Origin of the sequence: Glycomyces niveus, from assembly GCF_017592475.1 — a bacterium.
Classification (GTDB): domain Bacteria; phylum Actinomycetota; class Actinomycetes; order Mycobacteriales; family Micromonosporaceae; genus Glycomyces; species Glycomyces niveus.
Genome location: NZ_JAGFNP010000010.1, coordinates 170,045 through 194,313, shown reverse-complemented (window position 1 = coordinate 194,313; position 24,269 = coordinate 170,045). Strand labels below are relative to the sequence as shown.

The 24,269-nt window shown below is 70.8% G+C and carries 22 protein-coding genes and 2 tRNA genes; 13 read left to right on the top strand and 11 right to left on the bottom strand.

The features are described 5' to 3' along the window. Positions 1-23: 23 nt before the first annotated feature. Complete coding sequence (locus J5V16_RS17750) at positions 24-635, bottom strand: NAD(P)H oxidoreductase (protein WP_307793006.1); 612 nt, start codon at positions 633-635, stop codon at positions 24-26. Positions 636-755: 120 nt separating this feature from the next. On the opposite strand from J5V16_RS17750, the gene J5V16_RS17745 reads away from it, so the two are divergent. Beyond that, positions 756-1,709 carry an AraC family transcriptional regulator gene (locus J5V16_RS17745; protein WP_208497867.1) on the top strand — a complete coding sequence of 318 codons (954 nt, stop codon included), beginning with the start codon at positions 756-758 and terminating at the stop codon, positions 1,707-1,709. On the opposite strand, the gene J5V16_RS17740 is transcribed toward J5V16_RS17745, so the two are convergent. Then, a complete protein-coding gene (locus J5V16_RS17740) occupies positions 1,646-1,798 on the bottom strand; it encodes a hypothetical protein (protein WP_208497865.1) in 153 nt (50 codons plus the stop codon). The two genes, J5V16_RS17745 and J5V16_RS17740, sit on opposite strands and share 64 nt — an antisense overlap. Before the next feature lie 85 nt (positions 1,799-1,883). Here J5V16_RS17740 and J5V16_RS17735 point away from each other — a divergent pair, with 85 nt between their 5' ends. After that, positions 1,884-3,527, top strand: a complete 1,644-nt coding sequence (locus J5V16_RS17735) for an ABC-F family ATP-binding cassette domain-containing protein (RefSeq protein ID WP_208497863.1) — start codon at positions 1,884-1,886, stop codon at positions 3,525-3,527. A gap of 112 nt (positions 3,528-3,639) precedes the next feature. Here J5V16_RS17735 and J5V16_RS17730 read toward each other — a convergent pair whose 3' ends face one another. The 3 genes from J5V16_RS17730 to J5V16_RS17720 all read right to left on the bottom strand — a co-directional run bounded on the left by J5V16_RS17730 (position 3,640) and on the right by J5V16_RS17720 (position 6,761). Beyond that, on the bottom strand, positions 3,640-4,857 hold the full coding sequence (locus J5V16_RS17730; RefSeq protein WP_208497861.1) for a cytochrome P450: 1,218 nt from the start codon (positions 4,855-4,857) through the stop codon (positions 3,640-3,642). 195 nt (positions 4,858-5,052) lie between these two features. Next, on the bottom strand, positions 5,053-5,880 hold the full coding sequence (locus J5V16_RS17725) for an HAD family hydrolase (RefSeq protein ID WP_208497859.1): 828 nt from the start codon (positions 5,878-5,880) through the stop codon (positions 5,053-5,055). 32 nt (positions 5,881-5,912) lie between these two features. Then, positions 5,913-6,761, bottom strand: a complete 849-nt coding sequence (locus tag J5V16_RS17720) for an HAD family hydrolase (RefSeq protein ID WP_208497857.1) — start codon at positions 6,759-6,761, stop codon at positions 5,913-5,915. A gap of 131 nt (positions 6,762-6,892) precedes the next feature. On the opposite strand from J5V16_RS17720, the gene J5V16_RS17715 reads away from it, so the two are divergent. Next, positions 6,893-7,258, top strand: coding sequence for a DUF488 domain-containing protein (locus J5V16_RS17715; RefSeq protein ID WP_208497855.1), 366 nt, complete (start codon positions 6,893-6,895; stop codon positions 7,256-7,258). Positions 7,259-7,480: 222 nt separating this feature from the next. Here J5V16_RS17715 and serS read toward each other — a convergent pair whose 3' ends face one another. Continuing rightward, positions 7,481-8,740: a serine--tRNA ligase gene (serS, locus tag J5V16_RS17710; protein ID WP_208497853.1), complete on the bottom strand. Its 1,260-nt coding sequence runs from the start codon at positions 8,738-8,740 to the stop codon at positions 7,481-7,483. A 65-nt stretch (positions 8,741-8,805) separates the two neighbouring features. Here serS and J5V16_RS17705 point away from each other — a divergent pair, with 65 nt between their 5' ends. The 5 genes from J5V16_RS17705 (at position 8,806) to J5V16_RS17685 (ending at position 12,288) form a co-directional block, all read left to right on the top strand. Further along, positions 8,806-9,147, top strand: coding sequence for a metallopeptidase family protein (locus J5V16_RS17705; RefSeq protein ID WP_208498009.1), 342 nt, complete (start codon positions 8,806-8,808; stop codon positions 9,145-9,147). A gap of 87 nt (positions 9,148-9,234) precedes the next feature. Continuing rightward, complete coding sequence (locus tag J5V16_RS17700; protein WP_208497851.1) at positions 9,235-9,636, top strand: TOBE domain-containing protein; 402 nt, start codon at positions 9,235-9,237, stop codon at positions 9,634-9,636. A 23-nt stretch (positions 9,637-9,659) separates the two neighbouring features. After that, the gene (gene modA / locus J5V16_RS17695) at positions 9,660-10,406 is read left to right on the top strand and encodes a molybdate ABC transporter substrate-binding protein (RefSeq protein WP_208497849.1); all 747 of its coding nucleotides are present in this window, start codon (positions 9,660-9,662) and stop codon (positions 10,404-10,406) included. Then, positions 10,403-11,224 carry an ABC transporter permease gene (locus J5V16_RS17690; RefSeq protein WP_208497847.1) on the top strand — a complete coding sequence of 274 codons (822 nt, stop codon included), beginning with the start codon at positions 10,403-10,405 and terminating at the stop codon, positions 11,222-11,224. Before modA ends, J5V16_RS17690 begins: the two co-directional genes overlap by 4 nt. Further along, entirely contained in the window at positions 11,221-12,288 is a 1,068-nt protein-coding gene (locus tag J5V16_RS17685; protein ID WP_208497840.1) for an ABC transporter ATP-binding protein, read from the top strand. The genes J5V16_RS17690 and J5V16_RS17685 overlap by 4 nt, the downstream gene beginning before the upstream one ends. Positions 12,289-12,596: 308 nt before the next feature. Here the strand turns inward: J5V16_RS17685 and J5V16_RS17680 are convergent, their stop codons facing one another. From J5V16_RS17680 to pheA, 4 genes are all read right to left on the bottom strand, one after another. Further along, positions 12,597-13,925 carry an MFS transporter gene (locus J5V16_RS17680; protein ID WP_208497839.1) on the bottom strand — a complete coding sequence of 443 codons (1,329 nt, stop codon included), beginning with the start codon at positions 13,923-13,925 and terminating at the stop codon, positions 12,597-12,599. A gap of 110 nt (positions 13,926-14,035) precedes the next feature. Then, a complete protein-coding gene (locus tag J5V16_RS17675; protein ID WP_208497836.1) occupies positions 14,036-14,617 on the bottom strand; it encodes an ArsR/SmtB family transcription factor in 582 nt (193 codons plus the stop codon). A gap of 201 nt (positions 14,618-14,818) precedes the next feature. Beyond that, the gene (locus tag J5V16_RS17670; protein WP_208497835.1) at positions 14,819-15,475 is read right to left on the bottom strand and encodes a GOLPH3/VPS74 family protein; all 657 of its coding nucleotides are present in this window, start codon (positions 15,473-15,475) and stop codon (positions 14,819-14,821) included. 30 nt (positions 15,476-15,505) lie between these two features. Further along, positions 15,506-16,420 (bottom strand): prephenate dehydratase, encoded by a 915-nt coding sequence (gene pheA, locus J5V16_RS17665; RefSeq protein ID WP_208497833.1) that lies wholly within the window; start codon positions 16,418-16,420, stop codon positions 15,506-15,508. A 244-nt stretch (positions 16,421-16,664) separates the two neighbouring features. Here pheA and J5V16_RS17660 point away from each other — a divergent pair. The 5 genes from J5V16_RS17660 to J5V16_RS17640 all read left to right on the top strand — a co-directional run bounded on the left by J5V16_RS17660 (position 16,665) and on the right by J5V16_RS17640 (position 21,105). Continuing rightward, positions 16,665-16,737: transfer RNA gene (locus J5V16_RS17660), tRNA-Glu, on the top strand. A gap of 90 nt (positions 16,738-16,827) precedes the next feature. Beyond that, positions 16,828-16,902, top strand: a tRNA-Asp gene (locus tag J5V16_RS17655). Positions 16,903-17,191: 289 nt separating this feature from the next. Further along, on the top strand, positions 17,192-19,240 hold the full coding sequence (locus tag J5V16_RS17650; protein ID WP_208497831.1) for an RNA degradosome polyphosphate kinase: 2,049 nt from the start codon (positions 17,192-17,194) through the stop codon (positions 19,238-19,240). Continuing rightward, a complete protein-coding gene (locus J5V16_RS17645) occupies positions 19,237-20,118 on the top strand; it encodes an NUDIX hydrolase (RefSeq protein ID WP_208497829.1) in 882 nt (293 codons plus the stop codon). Before J5V16_RS17650 ends, J5V16_RS17645 begins: the two co-directional genes overlap by 4 nt. Positions 20,119-20,217: 99 nt before the next feature. Beyond that, positions 20,218-21,105, top strand: a complete 888-nt coding sequence (locus tag J5V16_RS17640) for a hypothetical protein (RefSeq protein WP_208497828.1) — start codon at positions 20,218-20,220, stop codon at positions 21,103-21,105. Positions 21,106-21,161: 56 nt separating this feature from the next. Here J5V16_RS17640 and J5V16_RS17635 read toward each other — a convergent pair whose 3' ends face one another. Further along, positions 21,162-24,230, bottom strand: a complete 3,069-nt coding sequence (locus J5V16_RS17635) for a glycoside hydrolase family 3 C-terminal domain-containing protein (protein ID WP_208497827.1) — start codon at positions 24,228-24,230, stop codon at positions 21,162-21,164. Positions 24,231-24,269 lie beyond the last annotated feature (39 nt).

Genomic DNA, 24,269 nt, shown 5'->3' with positions numbered 1-24,269 from the left:
GCAAAAGGGCGCAAGCCCCTCGATCACCCCGCCACGAGCTTGTCCACCGCCTCGTCCGCACGGGCCTCCAACGCCGCGTAATGCCGCTCCCGCGCCGCTCCGACCAGGCCCTGCGCCTCGGAGTCGAACAGCGCCAACGTATGCACGTCGGTGATGTCGCAGAACTCCGCGATGCCGCGCCGCAGCGCCCCGTCCAGCAGTGCCCGGGTGAGGTCCGAGTTCGGATCGTCCTCGGCCAGCCCGGCCAGCCCGACCCACAGCATCCGCTTGCCCGCCATGGGCTTCTCGCGCCGCCCGTACGTGAGTCCGTAGTTCCAGACCCGGTCGATCCAGCCTTTCAGCAAGGCCGGCAACCCGAACCACCACACCGGGAACACCGCGGCGATGACGTCGGCCGCCAGCACCCGCTCGGCATGGGCGTACACCTCGTCGGAGTACCGCTTGTCGCGGTTCCCGTAGTCGGGCTCGTCCTCGACCCGGTGCCGCGGGTCGAAGCCCTCCCGGTGCAGGTCGAGCAGGTCGACCCAGTACCCCGCGGCCTCGAGGCGGGCCGCAGCGCGGCGGGCGAGGGCGGCAGTGAGCGAATCGGCGCGGTGGTGTGCGACGACGATGAGCGCAGTCGGTTGAACGTCCACAAGGGCCTCCTGTTCGGCGCGCCGCCGCGGTGGCGGCGCCCCTCCAGTACAACCCCGGTCCCGCAGACGGACCATGGCCGAGAACCGGGAAAACCTTTGCGATCGTCTACCGTTGCGGACATGGACCCGCTCAGCGACATGCTCGCCGACATCCGCTCCGACGGCGCCTCGGCCCACCGGGCCGCGCTCGCCCCGCCCTGGCGCCTGCGCTTCGACGGCGACGCGCCTCTGACCATGGTCACCGCCGTCTCCGGGCACGCCGAACTCGTGCTCCCCGACGGCGCCCGCCACCGGCTCACCGCCGGCTCGACCGCGATCGCCCGCGTCCCCTTCGACCTCGCCGACACCGCCGCGACCCTCGACCGGCCGCTCCCGGCACTCGCCATCAGCGAAGCGCCGCAAGAGGAAACGGCGGCCACCGTGCTCGTCGCAGGCGTCTACCGCCCCGCCGGGGCGCGGCACCAGCGGCTCCTGCGCGCACTGCCCGAAGCGCTCGTCCTGGACGAAGAGGTCGAAGACGTGCTGTGGCTCCACTCGATGCGCGTCGCCCTCGCCCGCGCGCACGCGCCCGGCGGGCAGGCGATGCTCGACCGGATCCTCGACTGGGGCCTCGTGTGCACTCTCGGATGCTGGTTCGACCGGCAGGAGGCCGCCGCGCCCGGCTGGTACCTGGGCGCGCTCGACCCCGTCGTGGGGCCCGCGCTGGCGGCTGTCCACCGCGCCCCGCAGCGGGCGTGGACGGTGGAAGCCCTTGCGGCCGAGGCGAACGTGTCGCGCGCGCATTTCGCGAAGCGGTTCACCGCGGTCATGGCGCAGCCGCCGCTGCGGTACGTGGCCGAGCACCGGATGGAGCTGGCCGCGGACCTGCTCGCCGATCCGGGCGTGCCGGTGGCGAAGGCGGCGGCGGCGGTCGGCTACCGGGACGCGTTCGCGTTCTCCACGGCGTTCAAGCGCCACCGGGGGGTGAGCCCGCGCGCCTACCGGTCACAGCGGGTCGCCATCGACGCCGGTCACAGCCGGGCGACGAGCCAGCCGACGCCGGCCAGCAGGGCGATGAGGGCGAAGAAGACGTAGATCGCCAGCTCGACCCATTCACTCGCCGAGCTCGGGCGCCAGAAGCGGCGCTTCCGCCCGGGTCCGTTCGGGTCAGGGGTGTCGTTCATGCGTCCAGCGTAGGCAGTGGACCCCAGCGAATCCAACACGGCAAATGACTTTGACGACGTGCCGTTGGCCGCACAGAATCGGTGCATGGGATTCGTGGACCTCTCCGGCGTGCGGTACGGCCTCAGCGACGGCACCGTCCTGTTCGACGACGTGTCGTTCCGTGTCGGCGAGGGCGCGAAGGTCGCGCTCATCGGCGCGAACGGCGCGGGGAAGACGACGCTGCTGAACATCGTGACGGGCGTGCTCGCCCCGGACGCGGGCACGGTCTCGCACGCGGGCGGGCTCGGTGTGATGCGGCAGCTCGTGGGCATGCGGGAGGGCGAGCAGTCGTTGCGGCGCCTGGCGATCGAGCTGGCCCCGCCGCAGGTGCGCACGGCCGCAGCGCGTTTGGAGCGGGCCGAGTCGCGCATGGGCGGCGGCGGATCGGACGAGCAGTTGGCGTACGCGCAGGCGCTCGCGGACTACGGCGAGATCGGCGGGTACGAGTTCGACGTGTTGTGCGACACGGTCGCGGTCTCGATCTTGGGCCGGTCCTGGGAAGCGGTGCAAGACCGTCCTCTCAGGACGCTGTCGGGCGGGGAGCAGAAGCGGTTCGCCCTGCAGCTGCTGCTGCAGGGCCGCGACGAGGTGCTGGTGCTGGACGAACCGGACAACTTCCTCGACGTCCCGGCGAAGCGGGAGCTGGAGGCGGCGATCCGGGACTCGCCCAAGTCGATCCTGTTCGTCTCGCACGACAGGGAGGTGCTGGCGAACGCGGCGGGTTCGATCGTGACGCTCGAGGCGGGCACGACCTGGACGCACGGCGGCGGGTTCGCGAGCTGGCACGGCGCTCGCGCGGCGCGGCACGAGCGGTTCGAGGAGCTGCGCCGTCGTTGGGACGAGGAGCATCACAAGCTGCGCGAGCTGATGCTCATGTACAAGAACAAGGCCGCGTACAACGCCGACATGGCCTCCCGGTACCGGGCCGCGCAGACGCGGCTGCAGAAGTTCGAGGAGGCGGGGCCGCCGCCGTCGCCGCCGCGCGAGCAGGACATCCGGGTGAAGCTCGAGGGCGGGCGCACCGGCAAGCGTGCGGTGGTCTGCGAGCAGTTGGAGCTGGAGGACCTGACGTTCCCGTTCGACCTGGAGGTCTGGTACGGGGACCGGGTGGCGGTCCTGGGCGCCAACGGGACCGGCAAGAGCCACTTCCTGCGCCTGCTCGCGCAGGGCGGCTCGGATCCGGAGGCCGGGGTCGCGGGGAAGCGGCGGCTCGACCCGGTGCGGCACAGCGGTGTCGCGCGGTTGGGCGCGCGCGTGTATCCGGGGCACTTCTCGCAGACGCACGAGCATCCGGAGTTCGACGGGCGCACGCTCCGGGAGATCCTTTGGGAGGGCGACGAGGACCGGCCCTCGCTCGACCGGTCGAAGGCCATGAGCGCCCTCAACCGCTATGAGCTCACCGGACAGTCCGAACAGGATTTCAAGACGCTGTCGGGCGGGCAGCAGGCGCGGTTCATGGTGCTGCTCCTGGAGCTCTCGGGCGCGACCTGCCTACTCCTCGACGAGCCGACGGACAACCTCGACCTGGCTTCGGCGGAGGCGCTCGAGCAGGGCCTCAAGGCGTTCGACGGGACGGTCCTGGCCGTCACGCACGACCGCTGGTTCACGCGCGGCTTCGACCGGTTCGTGGTGTTCCAGAACGACGGCGAAGTGGTCGAGTCCGACGAGCCGGTGTGGGACGTGCGGTGAAGCGCGGCCGGGACCTCCGCTGGTGGAACGGCGTCCCGACCGCGCGTTTACGAGTCCTTTAAGGACAATTGAGCGACCGCACGGCCGTTGCCCGGTGCCGGGTGCGGGCCGGTCACCAGGCGACGGGCAGGGTGTGGACCCCGTACACGTTCATCTCGCTGCGCATCGGAATGTCCCCGGAGGGGACGGCGAGGCGCAGGTCGGGGAAGGCCGCGAAGAGCTTGGCGAACCCGATCCGCATCTCGACGCGGGCGAGCTGCTGGCCCACGCACTGATGCACTCCGTGCCCGAACGCCAAGTGCCCCTGGGCGTCCCGGTCGAGGTCGAGTTCGCAGGGCAGCTCGTACTTGCGCGGGTCGCGGTTGGCGGCCTGGAGGGCCACGGTGACGTGCTGCCCGGCCTTGATGAGCTGTCCGTCGATCTCGGCGTCCTCCTTGGCGATGCGCATGATCCCGTTGTGCGCCACCGTCAGGTACCGCAGCAACTCTTCGACGGCGTGGGGCGCGGTCTCGGGTCCGGCGCGGAACCGCGCCAGCTGGTCGGGGTGCTCGAGTAGCGCGAAGGTGCCCAGGGCGAGCATGTTCGCGGTCGTCTCGTGCCCGGCGACCAGGAGGATCAGGGCGACGCCGGCCGCTTCGGACTCGTGCAGCTCCTCATCGGCGGCGAGGGCGCTGAGCATGTCGTCGCCGGGTGCGGCGCGCTTGGCGGGCACGAGCTGCATGAGGTAGGCGAAGATCGCGCCCATCGCCTTGTTGCGGTCCTCCACGGACAGCGAGAGATCGAGCATCGTTGCCGAGTTCTCCTGGAAGGCGTCCCGGTCCTCGTAGGGGACGCCGAGCATCTCGCAGATGACGAGCGAGGGCACGGGGAGCGCGAAGTCGCGCACGAGGTCGGCCTCATTCCCATTCGCCCTCATCGCGGCGATGCGGTCGTCGACGATGGCCTCGATGCGCGGCTCAAGGTCCTTCATGCGCTTGACGGTGAACACGCCGGTCACCTTGCGGCGCAGACGGGTGTGCTCGGGAGGGTCGTAGAAGAGGAAGAACCCCGGCGGGACCTGCTCGGTGATGGAGACGAAGACGTGCGGGAGCTCGGTGGGCGAGTGGGTGAACCGCTCGCCGGTGACGAACCGGGGGTCCGCGAGGACCTTGCGGCCTTCGGCGTGGCCGGTGACGAGCCAGCCCTCGGCGCCATCCGGGTAGTAGCGGATGGGGCGCATGGGCCTGTCCTGCAACGCCATGAGCCCGGCGGGCGGGTCGTAGCGGGTCTCGCGCTCGTACGGCATGCCGTACGGGAGGGCTTCGTCGGTGGCGCCTTCGGTGCTGGACATGCGGAACTCCTGGGGGTGCGGCAGCACGGTCGTCGAAGCCCTGTCGTATCGCGGCGCGGCATGTCTCCGCTGCGCCCACCATCGACACCGACTCCGTGGTCCCCACCACATGGGAGCTTAGGGCCGGAGGGTCTGGCGCGCAACAGCTCCCGGCCGTCCTGTCAGGAACCCGACACCGACCGTGTCCTTGTGGCCCTACAGGAGTTCGAGGAGCGCCTCGATGTACTGGGCGACGCCGTCGTCGTTGTTGCCCGCGGGCGCGATCTCGGTGGCGGCGGCCTGGACCCACGGGTGCCCGTTGGGCATCGCGACGGAGTGCCCGGCGGCCTCCATCATGCTCAGGTCGTTGGTGGCGTCGCCGAAGACGAGCACGTCGGCCCAGTCGATGCCGAACTTGTCGAGCACGACCTGGATGCCGGCGGCCTTGGTGACGCCGACCGGGCAGACCTCGAGCATGCCCACGCCGGACTCGGTGACGGTGACGAGCGAGGGGTCGATGACGTCCTTCGCGGCGACCAGCAGCTCGGGGCCGGTGTAGACGTCGGACACGAAGTAGCCCTTGACCATCGGCCCGTGGAAGGCCACGTCGCGGGGCGCGGTCTCGAGGGTGACGGCGGTCCACGGCCAGTCGGGCATGGGGTCGCCGGTGATGTGCCGGTCGGGGTCGGCGGGCTCGGCGAGCGCGCGCACGGGCCCGACCTCGGCCTCGATGAGGCGCAGCGCCTGGTGCAGCACCTCGCCCTCGACGGAGCGGTCCGCGAGCTGCACGACCGTGTCGTCGTAGCGGCACTCGTAGACGAACGCGCCCTGCCCGAGCACGAGGAAGTCCGCGGAAGGCACGTCGTTGCGGCACAGCTCGAGCAGCCGCGGCCCGCGCCCGGTGGCGCCGACCAGGATGACGCCCGCGGCGGCCAGGCGCTTCAGCGCGGCCAGCGTGCGCGGCGACACGGTCTCGTCGGAGCGGACGACGGTACCGTCGAGGTCCGTCGCCACCAGTCGGGGTACTCGGTCCAGTTGGATCATGCGTCCTCCTCCGTCGTCGCCCGCCATGGCGTTCAGAACCACCGCGCCAGCACCTTCGCCACCCCGTCCTCCCACACCGAAGGGGCGACCTCGTCGGCCGCGGCCCGCACTTCGGGGACCGCCTGCCCCATCGCCACCGACCAGCCCGCCCACGCGAACATGGTCAGGTCGTTGTGGGCGTCGCCGAACACGACGGTGTCGGACGATGATACGCCGTAGCGGGCCGCGATACGGGCGATGCCCGTGGCCTTGCTGACTCCGGGCGGTCCGATGTCGACCCAGCCGTTGTAGCCGACCTCGACGTGGTAGTCCGCGGCGTCGAGCGCCGCACCCGCGGCGAGGCGCATCGCCTGCGGGCACCGCTCGGCCCCGCCGTACCGGTTGTTCGAGTCCACGCGCGCCACCAGGCGCGGGGCCGGGCGCGAGACGAGCTCCTCGACGGTGATCTCCCCGGCCCACCGGGCGGGGAAGTCGCGGCGGAAGCCCTTGGTGTGCCGCCAGCCGTCGAGGTCCCATTCGACGGCGAACTCGACGGCCGGGTCCGAGGCGATGAGCGCCTCGACCGCGATCGCGGCGTCGACGGTGTGCTGGTGCGTGATCGCGCGGGCGCCCAGGTCGTATTCGCCGGCGCCGTGCGAGGCGGACGCGAACCCCTCGTCGAGCCCCAGGTCCTCGGCGGTGCGCACCGCGCCCCAGATGGCGCGGCCGGTGACGACCGCGACCGGCACGCCCGCGTCGCGCACGGCCTGCAGGGCGTCGATCACCGCGCGGCTGGGCACCGTCGCCCGCGGGCCGTGGTAGTCCACGACCGTTCCATCGAGGTCGACGGCGACGAGCTTCGGGGGTTCGGTGCGGGGCGCGGCCGGGGCGGAGGATGACACGCTCCAACCGTAGCCCCGCCCGGGTGAACACGGGGGTACCGGGCGTTTGAACGCACGCCGCCGCGCTCATGACGACCTGCAATCACACCAAACCCACCCATCGGGGCGGCTCTGCGGCATACGGTTCCCCCATGGGCGAGATCACGATCGAACGCGTCTACGACTACCGGCGGGACCCGCAGCGGGCCGGCAAGGTCTTCCTCGTCGACCGGCTCTGGCCGCGCGGCGTCAGCAAGGAGGACCTCGACGGGGTCACCTGGGCGCAGGACGCCGCGCCGTCCCCGAACCTGCGCATCTGGTTCGGCCACATGGCCGACCGGTTCGAGGAGTTCACCGGCCGCTACCGCAGCGAACTCGACGGCCACCCCGAACGCGCCGAACCCCTCCTCGAGGCGGCACGCTCAGGCCCCGTCACCCTCCTCTACGCCGCCAAGGACGAGAACGTCAATCACGCCCTCGTCCTCAAAGCCTGGCTCGAAGAGCAACTTTCCGAATGACCCTCATTCCTGTCGGACCCCCATGCCAGGGTTGTTGAACCGGGGGCCCACAGGTTGGTAGGGAAGCCCGGCGAAATGCGACACACCGCGTCTGTCATACCCGTATGTCAGGGTTGTCGACCGGGGGCCCGGAAATTCGTCGGGTCGCCGAATCAACCGGAAACGCCCGAAAAGCCCACGGCCCGCCGATCCGAGGATCGGCGGGCCGCTCGCGCTCTCGCGCTACTTCTTCGGCTCGATCACGTCCTTGCCCAGGAACGGCTGCAGCGCCTTCGGCACCGCCACCGAACCGTCCGGCTGCTGGTGGTTCTCGAGGATCGCCACAAGCCAGCGCGTGGTCGCGAGCGTCCCGTTCAAGGTCGCCGCCACCGCGTTCTTGCCCTGCTCGTCGCGGTACTTCACATTCAGGCGCCGCGCCTGGAACGTCGTGCAGTTCGACGTCGACGTCAGCTCCCGGTACCGGCCCTGCGTCGGCACCCACGCCTCGCAGTCGAACTTCCGCGAAGCCGAAGTGCCCAGGTCGCCCGCGGCCACGTCGATGACCCGGTACGGCAGCTCCATCTTCTGCAGCATCTGCTCCTCATAGGACAGCAGCTTCTCGTGCTCCGCCGCGGCGTCCTCCGGCCGGCAGAACGAGAACATCTCGACCTTGTCGAACTGGTGCACCCGGATGATGCCCCGCGTGTCCTTGCCGTACGACCCCGCCTCGCGCCGGAAGCACGACGACCAGCCCGCGTACCGCCGCGGCGACGTCAGCTCGCCCAGGTTCTCCCCCGAGTGGTACGCCGCGAGCGGCACCTCCGAGGTACCCACCAGGTACATCTCGTCGCGCTCGAGGTAGTAGATCTCGTCGGCGTGCTCGCCGAGGAAACCCGTGCCCTCCATGGCCTCCGGCCGCACCAGCACCGGCGGGATCATCGGGGTGAACCCGGTCTCGACGGCCTGCTGGATCGCGAGGTTGAGCATCGCCAGCTGCAGCAGCGCGCCGTCCCCGGTCAGGTAGTAGAACCGCGCGCCGGAGGTCTTCGCGCCCCGCTCGGTGTCGAGCAGACCCAGGGCCGTGCCGATCTCGAGGTGGTCCTTCGGGTCCTCGATCGCCTTCTTCTCGCCCACCTCGCGCAGCACGACGTAGTCGTCCTCGCCGCCCGCGGGCGCGCCCTCGGCCACCAGGTTCGGGATGGCCTTCCCCGCCGCGTCGAACGCCGCAGCCGTCGCCGTCACCTTCAGCTCGGCGGCCTTGACCTCCTCCGAGAGGACCTTGGTGCGGTCAAGCAGCGCCTGCTTCTCATCCGCGCCGGCGCCCGCGATCTTCTTGCCCAGGCCCTTCTGCTCGGCGCGGAGCGTCTCGAAGGACTGGAGGGCACTGCGGTGGTCGGCGTCCGCGGAGAGGAGGGCGTCGACGGCGCCGACGGACGCGCCCCTCTTGCGCTGGCTGTCGCGGTAGGCGTCCGGGTTGTCTCGCAGTGCACGCAGATCAATCACGTGACCAGATTACCGGCCAGCTCACCGCGGCCCCGAGCGCATATTGTGGGCGTGTGGCGGTCGATATGGGCGAGGCGGAATTCGAGGACGCGGTGTCGGACGCGCTGGACGCGGTCCCCCAGGAGCTGATGGCGATGCTCGACAACGTGGTGATCCTGGTCGAGGCTGAACCCGACGGCCCCGAGAAGGAGCTGCTGGGCCTCTACCAGGGCACGGCGCTGACCGACCGGGGCTGGGAGTACGGCGGGGTCCTGCCCGACACGATCACCATCTACCGCGGCCCGACCCTGCGCATGTGCTCGACGCCCGAAGAGGTCGTCGAGGAGGTCGCCGTCACGGTCGTTCACGAGATCGCCCACCACTTCGGCATCGAAGAGGAGCGCCTCCACGAACTCGGCTGGGGCTAGCATCTGCGCCGGTCCGCACGTAACAGTCTGGTGAATACGAGTCTTATCGTCTATTGATCCTTGCATCCGCGAGGTTAAGCTGGCCGTGTGACGACGTTCCGCATCGGGGAGGCCGCCGAACTGCTCGGGGTCTCCGCCGACACCGTCCGCCGTTGGATCGACTCCGGGCGCCTCACCGCCTCCCGGGACGACCAGGGCCAAGGCCACCGGCTCATCTCCGGCGCCGACCTCGCCGCGTTCGTGCGCGAACGCGCCAGCGCGCCCGACGCCGGCGCCGGCTCCTCCTCGGCGCGCAACCGCCTGCGCGGCATCGTCACCGCGATCACCAAAGACCAGGTCATGGCCCAGGTCGATCTCCAGGTGGGGCCGTTCCGGGTCGTCTCCCTCATGAGCCGCGAAGCGGTGGACGAACTCGGGCTCGAGGTCGGCTCACTGGGGACCGCGGTGGTCAAGTCCACGAACGTCGTCGTCGAACGCGTCGACCGCTGACCACCAGTACCGGACGGAGCCCCATGCGCCGCAAGACGATCATCGCCGCAGCCGCCGCGCTCGCCCTCGCCCCGCTCGCCGCGTGCGGGAACGGCGCCGAAGCCGATACAGGCGGCACCGTGACCGTCTTCGCCGCCGCGTCCCTCACCGAGGCTTTCACCGAGATCGGCGCGCAGTTCGAGGCCGAGCACGACGGCGTCAAGGTCGAGTTCAACTTCGCCGGCTCCTCCGACCTCGCCGCCCAGATCACCGAGGGGGCGCCCGCCGACGTCTTCGCGTCCGCCGACGAGTCCAACATGGACAAAGTCGTGGAGGCGGGCGCCGCCGCCGAACCGGAGACGTTCGCCCTCAACCAACTCGTGATCGCCGTCCCCGAAGGCAACCCTGACGGCGTCACCGGCCTCGGCGACCTCGCCGGGCTCGACTTCGCCGCCTGCGCAACCGAAGTCCCCTGCGGCTCCGCCGCCCAGACCGCGCTCGACGGCACCGGGCTCACCCCCGTCACCTACGAGGCCGACGTCAAATCCACCCTCCAGAGACTCCTCCTCGGCGAAGTCGACGCCGCCCTCGTCTACCGCACCGACGCCATCGCCGCCGGCACCGACGTGGACGGCATCGAGTTCCCCGAATCCGCTGCGGCCCTGAACACCTACCCGATCGCCGCGCTCGAAGACGCCCCGAACCCGGAACTCGCCGCCGCGTTCGCCGCCCACGTCCTCTCCGACGACGCCCAATCCGTCCTCGAAACCGCCGGATTCCAACGCCCATGACTGCGAGCAACACCAAGCCCGCCAAGCGGAAACGTCAAAGCCGCCGCGTCCCGGCCGCACTCCTGGCGCCCGCGGTCATCGGCCTGGCGTTCCTCATCCTCCCGCTCGCCGGCCTGCTCGCCCGCACGCCCTGGGCCGAGCTCCCGGCGCGTCTCGCCGAACCCGAAATGCTCGCCGCCCTGCGGCTCTCGCTCCTCACCGCCACCGCCGCGACCGCGCTCTCCCTGCTCTTCGGCGTCCCCATCGCATGGCTCCTCGCCCGCGGCGACTTCCCCGGCCGCAGCGTCCTGCGCGCCCTCGTGACGGTGCCGCTGGTCCTCCCGCCCGTCGTCGGCGGCGTCGCCCTGCTCCTCGTCTTCGGCCGCAATGGCATCATCGGCTCCTGGCTCTACGACCGGTTCGACATCACCATCCCGTTCACCACCACCGCAGTGATCCTCGCGATGACGTTCGTGTCGATGCCGTTCCTCGTCGTCTCGGTCGAAGGCGCGCTCCGCGGCGCCGACCTCCGCTTCGAAGAAGCCGCCGCGACCCTCGGCGCCGGACGCTGGACCGTATTCACCCACGTCACGCTCCCGATGGTCGCCCCCGGCGTCCTCGCCGGCGCCGTGCTCTGCTGGGCCCGCGCCCTCGGCGAATTCGGGGCCACGATCACCTTCGCCGGCAACTTCCCCGGCCGCACCCAGACAATGCCCCTCGCCGTCTACCTGGCGCTGCAGACCGACCTGGAGGCCGCCATCGTCCTCAGCCTCATCCTCCTCGCGGTCTCGGTGATCGTGCTCGCCTCGCTCCGCGACCGCTGGACGGCCACCCCATGAACGCCACGACGCCCGAAGGCCTGGACGCGCACCTCGTCGTCGAACGCGGCGCCTTCCGCATCGACCTGCGACTCCACGTCGCCCCCGGCGAAACCGTCGCCCTCCTCGGCCCCAACGGCGCGGGCAAGACCACGGCCCTGCGAGCGCTCGCCGGACTCGAAGCGCTGACGGACGGGCACATCGCCCTCAACGGCGCCGTGCTCGACGGCGCCGCATGCAGCACAGTCCCGCCCGAAGACCGCCGCATCGGCGTCGTCTTCCAGGACTACCTGCTGTTCCCGCACCTCACCGCCATCGACAACGTCGCGTTCGGCCCGCGCCGCCGGGGCACCGGACGCGCCGAGGCCCGCGCGCTCGCGTCCGCCTGGCTCGACCGGGTCGGCTTGGCCGGCTTCGGGAAACGCCGCCCCAAGCAGCTCTCGGGCGGACAGGCGCAGCGGGTGGCGCTGGCGCGGGCGCTCGCGGCCGATCCGGCGCTGCTGCTGCTCGACGAGCCGCTGGCGGCGCTCGACGCGCGCACCCGGCTCGACACCCGCGCGGAGCTCCACCGGCACCTGGCGGAGCACACGGGGCCCGCGATCGTGGTCACGCACGACCCGGTGGACGCGCTCATGCTCGCCGACCGGCTCGTCGTGGTCGAAGACGGCCGCGCGGTCCAAGAGGGCGACGCCGAGTCGGTCACGGCCCGCCCGCGCACGGACTACATCGCGCGGCTCGTGGGCCTGAACCTGTACCGGGGCAAGGCCTCCGGGACCGCGATCCGTCTGGACTCGGGGGCGGTGCTGACTGCGGCCGAGGCGCTCGAGGGGGAGGCGTTCGCGGCGTTCCCGCCGTCGGCGGTCGCCCTGTACCGATCGGAGCCCGACGGCAGCCCTCGCAACACCTGGGAGGCCACGGTCGCGGGCGTCCACCGGCACGGCGACCACCTCCGTGTCCAACTCGACGGCCCCCTCCGCGCCGCCGCCGACGTGACGCCCGCAGCGGCCGCCCAACTCGGCCTCGAACCGGGCCAACGGATCTGGGCAGCGGTAAAGGCGACCGAAATCCGCGCCTACCCGGCCTGATCGCATGATCACCTACCAAGCGCATCGCAGATCCCGCGCTTGGTCGCCATCATCCGCGCCCCAACCGCGCCGGGCCGCCCGTGCCCCTGCTCGGCCCGCGACCTCCCGCCGCCCGCGCTCCACAACCGCGCGCCCACCGAGCCCGCTCCGATGCCCCCTCGCCTTTCCTCACACGATCTGGCGACAAAACGGGCGCGGGCCCGACTTTTTGTCGGACCCGCGCGGGAGGATCGGCCTACCTTCTACTCCCCTGGGTGGGTGGGGGTTTGGGATGGTAGTCCCTGCCCCACCCACCCTTCCCCGGAGCTTCACACCGCGATCCGCGGCGGCCATCCCGAACCGGGCGGCGCTAACGCCGCCGCGAGCTCAGGTTCGCGGGCCGAGGCGGTCTCGCCGGCAGCCGGGCTGGAGCCGTCCTTGCCCGCCTCGTCCTCGCGGGCCGCCCGGCGGATCACCGGCAGGCAGGCGAGGACGATCGTGATCGACACGAGCCCGACGGCGGCGAACGCGACCTGCACGTCCAGGACCATCGACAGCGCCCCGCCGAGCAGGAACCCGATCAGCTGGGCCGCATTCACCCGCCCGCCGACCGCCGCGTTCGCACGGCCCCGGAACGCTTCCGGGACCCGGCGTGCCACCGCGATGCCCAGCGCCGAGTTCTCCCCGGCGTTGAAGATCCCGCCGATCAGGTTGAGCGGCACCAGGAGCAGCACCGTGAACAGCGGCATCCCCTGTCCGAAGCACACCAGCCCGACCCCCGCGAGGCACGCCATGAGCATCCACGCGAGCTGGACGTCCCGGTCGAGCCGCCGGATCACGGCCGCCGCGAGCCACGCCCCGCCGACCATGCCGATCGTCCAGCACGCCTTGATGAGCCCGTACATGCTCTCGGTCGCGCCGTAGACCTCGCGCACCAGGAACACGCTCAGCACGTTCACCGCGCACATCGCCGCGATCACCGCGCTGAGCCCCAGCACCATCGCGGTCAGCAGCCGGTCGCCGCCCAGGCGCCAGCCGGTGCCGCCACTCGCCTGGTGCGCGTTCAGATCACGGCGCACGCCGCCGCGCCGCGTGCGGATGTCGCAGCACAGCAGCACCCGCGCCATCGCGCAGCCGGCAGCGAGCATGAGGGCCGCGCCGACCCCGTTCGCGCCGATGAGGAATCCGGCCGCGGCCGGCCCGGCCGCGAGGCCGAGCAGCGTGCCGGTCTGGACCATCGCCACCGCGTGCGGCAGGTCCTCCCGACGGACCATGGCCGGGACGAGCGCGCTCACCACCGGCTGCAGGACCGCCGTCCCCGCGGCGTTCACGATCATCAACACGTAGAGCGCGTACAGGTTGTCGGTGAGCGCCATCGCGACGATCGCGGCGGTCTGGACGAGGCCCGAGAACGCCATGAGCGCGCGGCTGTCGAAGCGGTCGGCCATGCGCCCGGTGAGCGGCGCGAGGAGGACCAGGGGCAGGGTCGCGCAGATGATGAGCGCGGCGATGGCGAAGCCACCGAAGCCTTCCGTCTGGAGGCGGAGGGTGAGGGCGAAGTCGGCCGTGAACATGGCGGTTCCGGCGAGGAACGCGCAGGTCGCGGCAGTATAGACGTCGGACCAGCGGGTCCCGTCGAGGAAGGGCGTGAAAGACATGTTTCGAAACTACTCTTTCATATCGAGATGCGAAAGAGGTTTTTCAAATTTTTCGAAGTTTTTCTTTCATATCTTCCGGGACGGGCCGCGGCCGCACCGGTGCAGGCGGGTCAGACCCGCGGGAAGAACCGGAACATCGTGTAGAACACCACCGTGCCGTCCTCAGGATCGGCGCCCGCCGCCGCCCGCTCCGCGGTCAGGTCCGCGTACTCCTGCTCCAGCTCCTGGAAGCGCCGGCTGAACTCCGCCGCCTCCTCCACCGTCAAGCGCACCTGCGCCTGCTGCGTCAGCGACGCCTCCCGCAGCGCCGGGTCCACGTCGAACCGCTTGTCGAGCCACCGCGAGAAGTTCCGGTCGTGCTGCTCGATGAACGCGTCGCCCATGGTCCGCTCGATCGCCTTGTCGATCTCCGGCGCGTCGGCCTCGGCGCGGATCGAGAAGCTGTGGATCTTCAAGCGCCACAACCGCTCCCGCGCATCGCCCCGGCTCGGGGCCTCCTCGATGAACCCCGCCTTCGCCAACGTGCGCAGGTGGTAGCTCATCGCGCTCGGCGTCATCCCCGCGACCTCGGCGATCTCCGTCGCCGTCGCCCCGTCGTACCCCGACACCCGCTGCCCCGCCAGGAAGTCGAAGACCGCCATCCGCGCCGGATGCGCGAGCGCCTTCATCCGCTCGGGGTCGGTGATCTTCACATGCTCGTTGTCCACCGGACGCGGCGCGGGCGGAGGCAGCGGCGCCGCCGGCGGCGTCAACGGGGCCGGCGGCCAAGGCACCCCGGCAGGACGCGAAGCAGGTGTTTCAGACATAGGTCAAGCTAACCACGTCCCGCGCGGCGGCGGGCCGAGGACTTCGTCCGGCCCCACACCCTCGCGCCTCCGGCGCACCGGACTCGCTCAGCTCGACGCCGCCACGCTCGCGGCCACCGCCGCCGTCACCCCGGCCATGACCGCCGCCTGCGCGGCCTCCACCGCCTTGCGCGTCGCGTCCCCCGCCCACGAGCCCTCAGCGATCGCCTTGAGCGCCTTGCGAGTCGGACCGGTCTTCCGGTCCGGGAACACCGCCCGCTCGAGCCGCAGCGCGTATACGAGCGTCGCCAGCGCCGCCGTCCGCGCGTCCTCGGCCCGCGCCGCGTCCACGGCCGCACCGAGCCGAGCCTTCGCCTCGGCTTCGGCGGCCGGGTCGTTCGGCAGGTACCGGTCGAACGGGAAGAGCCCGAGGGCCTTGTCGCGCTCGCGGCGCAGCACGCCGCCCGCGACCAGCTGTTCGAGCACGACCGGCTTGAGCTTCTTCGCGGTCCGCTCGACCACGGCCTTGGGCGTGCGCGGCTTGTCGGCCTCGATCGCGGCCAGGCGCTCGTCGAGGAGCGGGTCGCCGAGCGGTGCGCCGGGGACCACTTGGACGCGCTTGTCGACCACGTCGAGGCGGCCCGCGATCGCCAGTTCGAGGACGACCGCGCCGCCCAGCCCGATCTCGAGGAAGCCGCCCGAACGGTCGCGGCCGGTGCGGTCGTCGTAGGCGAGCAGGAGGAGTTCACTGACGAGGGAGGTCATGTCCCCCAGCTTAAAGCGGCCGGCGGCCGTTCACGCGCCCCCGGAGCGGAGTCGGTCGAGCCACGCCGCGGCGTCGGCGAAGTCGGCGTCGCTGAGTCCGGCGGGCGGCGGGACCGGCTTGTCGGCGTGGCCGCGCGGATAGGAGCCTAGGTAGCGGACGTCGGCGCAGATGCGGCGCAGGCCCATGAGCGCCTCGCCCATGCGCGCGTCGGCGAGGTGCCCGGCGCAGTCGAGGAAGAACGCGTACCGGCCCAGTCGCTCGCCGGTCGGGCGCGACTCGATCCGTGTGAGGTTGATCCCGCGGATGGCGAACTCGGTGAGGACGCCGAGCAGCGCCCCGACCCGGTCGTAGTCGATGTAGACGGCCAGCGAGGTGATGTCGTTCCCGGTCGGCTCCGGCGGCGCGGTGGGGCGCACGATGTGCACGAAGCGGGTCTCGGCGTTCGGGTTGTCGCCGATGTCGAAGGCCTGCACGGGAAGCCCGACGGCCTCGGCGGCGAACGGCGGGCACACGGCGGCGTCGAACTCGCCGTCGGCGGCGCGCTGGGCCGCCTGCGCGGTCGACAGCGCCTGGTGGACCACGGCGTCGGGCAGTTCGCGGCGCAGGTACTTGCGGACCTGCGCGAGCGCGACGGGCATCGAGGCGACCGTGCGGATCTCGCCGACGGGCTTCTCGGAGGCGAGCACGAACGTGACCGGGAGGACGACCTCGCCGACGATCACGAGCGGGTCCCCGCCCACGAGCTCGTCGACGGTGATCGTGACGGTGCCCTCCTGGGAGTTCTCGATGGGCACGAACCCCGCGTCGACCTCTCCGCGGCGCACGGCGTCGAGGACTTCGAAGATCGAGGGCATCGGCGTGGCGGTGGCGGTCTTGGCGGCGGGCAGGCGGCGGAGGGCGGCCTCCGTGAAGGTCCCGCGCGGTCCGAGGAAAGCGAACTCCATGGGCCCAACGCTAGCAAGCGACCGGCCGGACCAGGCCCGCGAGCTGCGCTTCGAGCCGCGCGGCGCGGCCCGGCCGCGTCCCGGACGGCACCGAGGAGGATGAGACGGCGATCTCATCGGCGACCCGCCGTGGACGGGGCTTCCGCGGTCTCGTATGATTGTCGAGCCCAAGCGGAATTCCGCGGTGGTAAGCCCAGAGAAATCGGAATGCGACTCTCGCGGTCGTGTGCCAGGATCACTGAGCGCCCCCATCGTCTAGGGGCCTAGGACGCCGCCCTTTCAAGGCGGTAACACGGGTTCGAATCCCGTTGGGGGTACAGCCCAGACGCGGCGCCGGTCACACGGTGAGCGCCTGGTATAAATACAGAGGTCTTGTGACCTTGCAGGACACGAAAGTGTTCGACCAAGGTCCCGTAGAGCAGCTAGGAGTGCTCGCCACCCTGTCAAGGTGGAGGTCGCGGGTTCAAATCCCGTCGGGACCGCAATATGGAAAGCCCGCCGATGCGTCGGCGGGCTTTTTCGTGCCCGGTGCTCATTGTCCGAAACGGGAGACCAGTGCGGGCGCCCGGACGTACGGCGGCGGCTCCTTGACACCGCTCGCAACCTGGTGGACACTTCGGACCCCGGAGGCGCGGCCGGGGGCCGCCGCGGGGCCTGTCTGCGGTTCGCTTCGGGCGGTGCGGGAGTGGCGGGAATGGTGATCCGGTGATCGTGAGCGAATTTCAAGGCGCGTTCACCGTCAGTTCATTTTCTTCGTTAACCTTGTGATGTATGACGAATAGTGACCCTGTTCCCCTCGTTGACACCGGTTTGCCGCCCGACCGGTTCCTCGACCGCGAGGAGAGCTGGCTGCGGTTCAACGGCCGGGTGCTGCGCCTGGCACAGTCCCCCGAACTGCCCCTGCTCGAACGGGTCAGGTTCCTCTCGATCTTCTCCAACAACCTCGACGAGTTCTTCATGGTCCGCGTCGCCGGACTCATCCGCCGCCTCGCCACGGGCCTGCCGGTGCGCACCTCCTCGGGCCGCTCCCCCCACGCCGTCCTCACCCGCATCGCCCGCCTCGCCCACCAGCTGAGCATCGAGCACGCCGAGTACTTCCGCGACGAGATCGCGCCGCTCCTCGCCAAGGAGGACATCGCGATCGTCCGCTGGGCCGACCTCGAGGAATCCGAGCGGGCCCGCATGCACGAGCTGTTCCGCACCCGCATCTACCCCGTGCTCACCCCGCTCGTCGTCGACCCCGCGCACCCGTTCCCCTACATCTCCGGGAAGTCCCTCAACCTCGCCGTCCAGGTGCACGACCCTCGCAACGGCACCACCCGCTTCGCGCGCGTCAAGGTGCCGCCGCTGCTCCCGCGGTTCATGGCCGTCGCGCCCGGCAGGTTCACGCCCCTCGAAGACGTCATCGCCGCGCACCTCGCGCAGCTGTTCCCGGGCATGGACGTGCTGGGGCACCACACGTTCCGCGTCACTCGCAACCAGGACCTCGAGATCGACGAGGACATCACCGAGAACCTGCTGCAGACCCTCGAGCGGGAGCTGCTGCGCCGCCGCTTCGGGCCCGTGGTGCGCCTCGAGGTCGAGGACACCATCGACACGAAGGTCCTCGACCGGCTCATCGCCGAACTCGGCGTGGACGAGCAGGTCGTGTACAAGCTCCCCGGGCCGCTCGACCTGGCCGGGCTCGACGCGATCGCCGACCTCGACCGCACCGAGATGAAGTACCCCCGGTTCCGGCCCTCCGAGAAGGTCCTCCCGCCCGACGCCGACCTGTTCGCGGTCATGCGCGACCGCGACGTCCTCGTCCACCACCCCTACGACTCGTTCACCGCCTCGGTGGAGCGGCTCATCGAGGAGGCCGCCGCGGACCCGAAGGTCCTGGCGATCAAGCAGACCCTGTACCGCACGAGCGGCAAGTCCCCCATCGTCGACGCGCTCATCAGCGCCGCCGACGCCGGCAAGCAGGTCGTCGTGGTCGTGGAGATCAAGGCCCGCTTCGACGAGCAGGCCAACATCGACTGGGCGCAGAAGCTCGAGCAGGCCGGCTGCCACGTCATGTACGGCATCGTCGGGCTCAAGACCCACTGCAAGCTCGCGCTCGTGGTGCGCCAGGAGGCCGACGGGACCCTCCTGCGGTACAGCCATGTCGGCACCGGCAACTACCACCCGACGACGGCCCGGCTCTACGAGGACGTCGGGCTCCTCACCACCGACCCCGAGGTCGGCGAAGACGTCAACGCCGTGTTCAACCACCTCACCGGGTTCTCCCGCGACGAGGACCTCCACCGGCTGCTCGTCGCCCCGAACTCGCTGCGGCAGGGCCTGATCGAGCGGATCGAGCGGGAGATCGAGAACCACCGCAAGGGCCTGCCCGCGCGGCTGCGGTTCAAATGCAACTCCCTCACCGACGAGGGCATCATCGACGCGCTGTACCACGCGTCCCGGGCCGGCGTGCCCGTCGACCTGTACATCCGCGGCATCTGCGCGCTCCGCCCGGGCGTGCCCGGATTGTCGGAGACCATCCGGGTCCGCAGCGTCCTGGGGCGCTTCCTGGAACACTCCCGGGTGTACGTGTTCGAGAACGGCGGCGACCCGGAAGTATGGTTGGGCAGCGCGGACCTCATGCACCGCAACCTCGACCGCCGGGTCGAGGTGCTCGTGCGAGTCGAAGGCGACGCCCACCGCGCGCAGCTCACCTCGCTGCTCGACCGCGGTATGGACGCCGACATCCGGACCTGGAGGCTCGGCCCGCTGGGCCTGTGGACCCGCCAGCGCAGCGGGAGCGACCTCCAGGAACAACTCATGCAGGAGCACCGTTGACCCAACCAGAGATCTTCGCCGCCGGCGCCGTCCTGTGGCGCGAGGGCGATGAGGGGCCCGAGCTGGCCCTCATCCACCGGCCCAAGTACGGCGACTGGACGTTCCCGAAGGGCAAGCTGAAGCGCGGCGAGCACCTGCTCGCGGCCGCGCAGCGGGAGGTGTTCGAGGAGACGGGCATCCGCCCGGTGCTGGGCCGTCCGCTCGCGCCCTCCTTCTACGACAAGGAAGGCAAGCTCAAGCGCGTCGACTACTGGTGCGCCACCCCGGCGGCGGGCGACGCGGTCGACGAAGCGGTGGACCCGCGCGAGGTCGACGACCTCGAATGGGTCCCGCTCCCGGCGGTCTCGGACCGGCTCACCTACGAACGGGACCAGCCGGTCCTGGAGGACTTCTCCCGGCGGCTCGCCCGGGAGACGGTCCCGATCGTCTTCGTGCGCCACGCGATCGCCATGTCCAAGGCCGACTGGTTCGACCAGGACGAGCTGCGGCCCCTGAACCAGCGCGGCCGCGAGCGGGCCCAGCAGCTCGAGGTCCTGCTCGCCGGGTACCCGACCGGCAGCGCCTACAGCTCGACCAGCGCCCGCTGCCTGGAGACCCTGCTGCCGTTCTGCGCGGCCGAGTCGGTCCCGGTGACGGGCCTGCCCGAGTTCACCTTGGGCACCGGCAAGCCCGCCGAGGTCGCCGCCCGCATGGACGAGATCGTCGCCGCCGGAAAGCCGGCGGTGATCTGCGGCCACGGCGAGCACATCGACGAGATGATCACGTATGTGAGCGGCCGCCTCGGCACACCGGTGTCGCTGGCCCCCTTGGAGAAGGGCGCCTTCGTGGTCTTCCACACCGCCGCGGGCGAACTGGTGGCGACCGAGCACCACGACTAGCCTTTTTCGAGCAGACTGTCGGTTTTCCGACAAAGGCACGTCTTCGGGTGTAACCCACTCGTTTCACAGGAGCACCACGAGACGAGAGGGATCCCCCTGATGCCCGGAGACGCGCATGAGCTCATCATCAAGGCCATCGAAGACGAACCGCATACCACCGCCTGGCTGATGGACCTGGTCGACTGGAACCGGCAGTTCGCGCGCTGCACTGCCGCCGAAACCCGCTCGACCTCACTCGGCTCGCCGGGAAGAACCGAACGTCGTGCCGATGCAGTCGTGAAGCTTTCGTTCCCCGGCGAAGACGACCGGATTGTCATCGTCGAAGTCCAGAATGTATGGAAGAACGAAAAGTACTACCGGCTGCCCGGCTACATGGCCCGCGCTTTCGAGGACTACCGGCTGCCGGTCGAGCTGCTGGTCATATGCTCCACCGACGCCCTGGCGCACAGGTTCCGGGGCGGTATCCAGCTCGGGCCGAGCAACAACATCAAGGTCCACGCGCTCGGTCCCTCGAACCTTCCGGAGATGGTCAGCGTCTCGGACCTGCCCACGGCCGCTGCGGCAGTGGTGACCGCCGCCATCAGCAAGTCCCCGAAGGGGCGCAGAGCGGAACTGCTCATCTCGACACTCGACCGCCGCCTCGGTACCATCGAACCGGGGCGAGCCGCCGACTACATCATGCAATTGCTCACGATCCTGGAAGACGAGCCCGCCCAGATGCTGGAGGACCTCATGCGCACGCAGACCCGCCCGTACCACTCCGAATACAGCGACCGCCTGCGTTTCGAGGGCCGCGAAGAGGGCCGGGAAGAGGGTGCCATCCTGCAATCGCGGCGCATCCTCGTGAGCATGCTCGAGGCCACGCAAACCGGCATCACCGCCGAGCAGCGCGAGCGCATCGAGGCTTCGACCGACCGCCAAGAGCTTGAGGCCTGGATTGCGAAGTTCATCTCCTCCGGTTCAGCAGCGGGCCTGTTCGAGGAGTAGTCGACAAGGCAAAGGGGGCGCCGGGCCTGTGGCCCGGCGCCCCCTTTCGCATTCGCCTAGCGGGCCAGGCGGATGGTGTCGATGTAGATGCCTCCGGTGCGGAAGACCAGGTAGAGGTCTTGCGTGCCTTCGGCGCCGGTCAGGGGGGCGGTGACGTCCGCGAAGGACTGGAAGCCGGCGGTCTTGGGGACCTCGACTTCGGCCAGGAGGGGGCCGTCGGCCGCGCCCGCGCGGACTTCGATCACCGGGTCGGCGAGGTCGGTCCAGTCGGCCGTGGTGGTGGCGGTGCGGAGGTGGATCTCGTTGGCGCCGTCCAGGACCGCCTTGGTGAAGCCCACGTGGCTGCCCGCGCGGCGCGAGCCGGTCGAGTGGTAGCCGCCCTCGCGCTTGAGGGTGTGGAGCTTCGAGACCTCCCAGTAGGTGAGGCCCTCTGCGATCGTGGACTTCTCCCAGACGTTCGCGGTCTCGGAGAGGTCGAGCGCGGCGATGGCCTCGCCCTGGATGCGGACCTCGGCCTCGGCGCCGCCGGCGGTGAAGCGGTAGTCGCCGGTCTCGACGATGCGCTTGCCGCTCACGACGTCCCACACGAACAGGTGCTGCGGGTCGACCTCGATCTCGACGCGGCGGGTCTCGCCGGGCGCGATGTCCTTGGCGCGCGCGAAGCCCGCGAGGCGGCGGGCCGGGACGCGGTCGCCGTAGGCGGATTCGGCGATGGCCGCGAAGAGCAGCACGACCTCGTCGGAGGTGCGCTCGCCGGTGTTCGTCACGTTCACCGCCGCCGCGAACGGCGTCTCGGCTTCGGCTTCGGCCGGGACTTCGAGTGCGCCGTAAGCGAACTCGGTGTAGCTCAGGCCGTGCCCGAACGCGAAGACCGGTTCGGCCTTCGAGTACTGGTAGGTGAGACCGGCGCTGATGACGTCGTACTCGAGCATGTCGACGTCGCTGACGCGGAACGCCTCGGCGCGGGGACCGGCCTGCGGGAGCGAGGACGTGTCCGCGAGCCACGTCGAGGTCAGGCGGCCCGCCGGCGAGAAGTCCCCGGCCAGGGCCTCGGCCAGCGCGGGCGCGAGCGCCTGCCCGGCGTGGGAGGTGTAGATGATGGCGGCGACGTTCGGGTCGGCGGCGATGTCGCCGATCGCGAGCGGGTAGGCGGAGACGACGACCACGATGGTGCGGCCGGGCTTGGCGGCGGCGACTTCGCGGACGAGGTCGGCCTGGCGGGGGGCGAGGTCGAGGCCGGGGCGGTCGAAGCATTCGCGGGCGTTGACCATCGGGTGGTTGCCGACGAGGACGACGGCCCAGTCCGCTTCGGCCGCGACGGCGGCGGCGGCCGCGGGGCCGTCCTCGACGACGGTCTCGGCCAGGAGGAGGCCGTTGTCGCCCTTGGCGAGCGGCAGGGACCCGTCGTCGGCGAGGCGCGGACGGTAGGGCCCGTCGGCCTCGGCGGAGACGTGGTTGACGCCGAACAGTTCGACGTTGCCGTCGCCGAGGCGGCGGTAGTGGAGGTTCTGGTGGGTGAACCAGGCGTCGCCGTCCTCCATCGCGGTGGTGACCGCTTCGAGGACCGGTCCGCCGCCGCCGGAGGCGCCGGCCTGGTTCTCGAAGGTGGCGGGGCCGTCGTCGCGCTTGAGGAGGTTCGCCTGGACGAACTTGCCGGTGGCGTTGTGGCGGAACATGTGCTGGTCGTGCGCCCAGTCCCAGACCTCGAACGTCTCGGTGCCGCCGGCCTGCTCGGCGGTGGCGCGGAGGGTGCCGTCTTCGGCGACGGTGAGGTACTTGCCGTCGACCTGCCAGGCGACGGTGTCGTTGCCGCTGTGGTGGGTCACGGCGCCGAAGCGGTCGCGCAGGGCCTGGAGGGGCGCGGGGCGGCGGTCGGCGGGGACGGTGGGGCTGTAGAAGTCGCGGAGGTTGAGCTCGGCGAGGGGGCCGACGACGGCGAGGCTCGCGGTGTCGGGCAGCGGCAGCGCGGCCTGGTCGTTCTTGAGCAGGACGAGCTGCTCCCGGGCGGCGCGGTGGGCGAGTTCGATGTGCTCGGGCCGGTCCTGCGGGTGCGGGTCGGCCGGGATGAGGTTGTACTCGCAGGCGTCGCCGTCGAGCTTGCCGGTGCGGATGAGGAAGTCGAGCCAGTCGCGCACCGAGCGGTCCACATGGGACATGTTCACGCCGAGGAGTCCGCGGCGGACCGCTTCGGCCGCGTTGGGGATGAACGGCAGGTCCGAGCCGTCGGCGAAGTGGGTGACCCCGGCGTGGAGCATGAGGGCCGAGGCGTAGACGCCGTTCTCGTCCGCGTCGATCGCGCGGCCTTCCTCGGCGGCGAGGGCGGTCGGGTAGGGCACGTCGCCGCGCGGGTCGACCTCCCAGGTGTCCCACGGCTCGCCCTTGGTGGTGTGGAGGTTGACGCCGTCCCAGCCGTCGGGCAGGAAGAAGAACCGGCCGTTCCCGGTCCATTCCGAGCGCACGGTCTCCAGGATCGGGTTGATGATCGAGGGCACGCCGTTGACGTTGTTGTACGAGGTCATCGCGCCCATCACCGCGCCCGCCTCGACCGGCATCCGGTACGGCACGACCTGGTACTCGTGGTAGGCGCGCGCGCCCATGGAGGCGGAGCTCTGCGAGCGGTGCCACTCGTGGTTGTACGCGAGGAAGTGCTTCATCTGCGTGAAGGTCTTGACGTACTCGGGGTGGCGCCCGCGCAGGCCCCAGGCGTAGGCGGTCGTCATCGTGCCGACATGGAGCGGGTCCTCGCCGAAGCCCTCCTCGAAGCGCCCGGCGAGCGGGTTGGAGCGGATGTCGGCGACGGGCCCGAAGGACGCGAAGACGTCGGTGTCGCGGGCGCGCACCTCGTGGGCCACGGCCGCGCCGACGGCCTCAATGAGCTCGGTGTCCCAGGTCGCGCCGAGGCCGATGGCCTGCGGAAAGAACGTGGCGTCCGGCTTCTTGCCGGAGCTGTGGAGGACCTCGTTGAAGGCGTTCGAGAGGGCCGGGAGGGTGTAGCCGTCGGCGAGGACGGTCTCGGGCACGCCGTTGAGGCACGCGAGCTTCTGCTCGTCGCTCATGAGGGCGAGGATCGCCTCCACGCGTTCGGCGACGGGCCTGGCGGGGTCGAGGTACACGGGAGCGGTCATGCTCGTCCTATCGGTCGGTGTCAGTCCCCTACGACATTA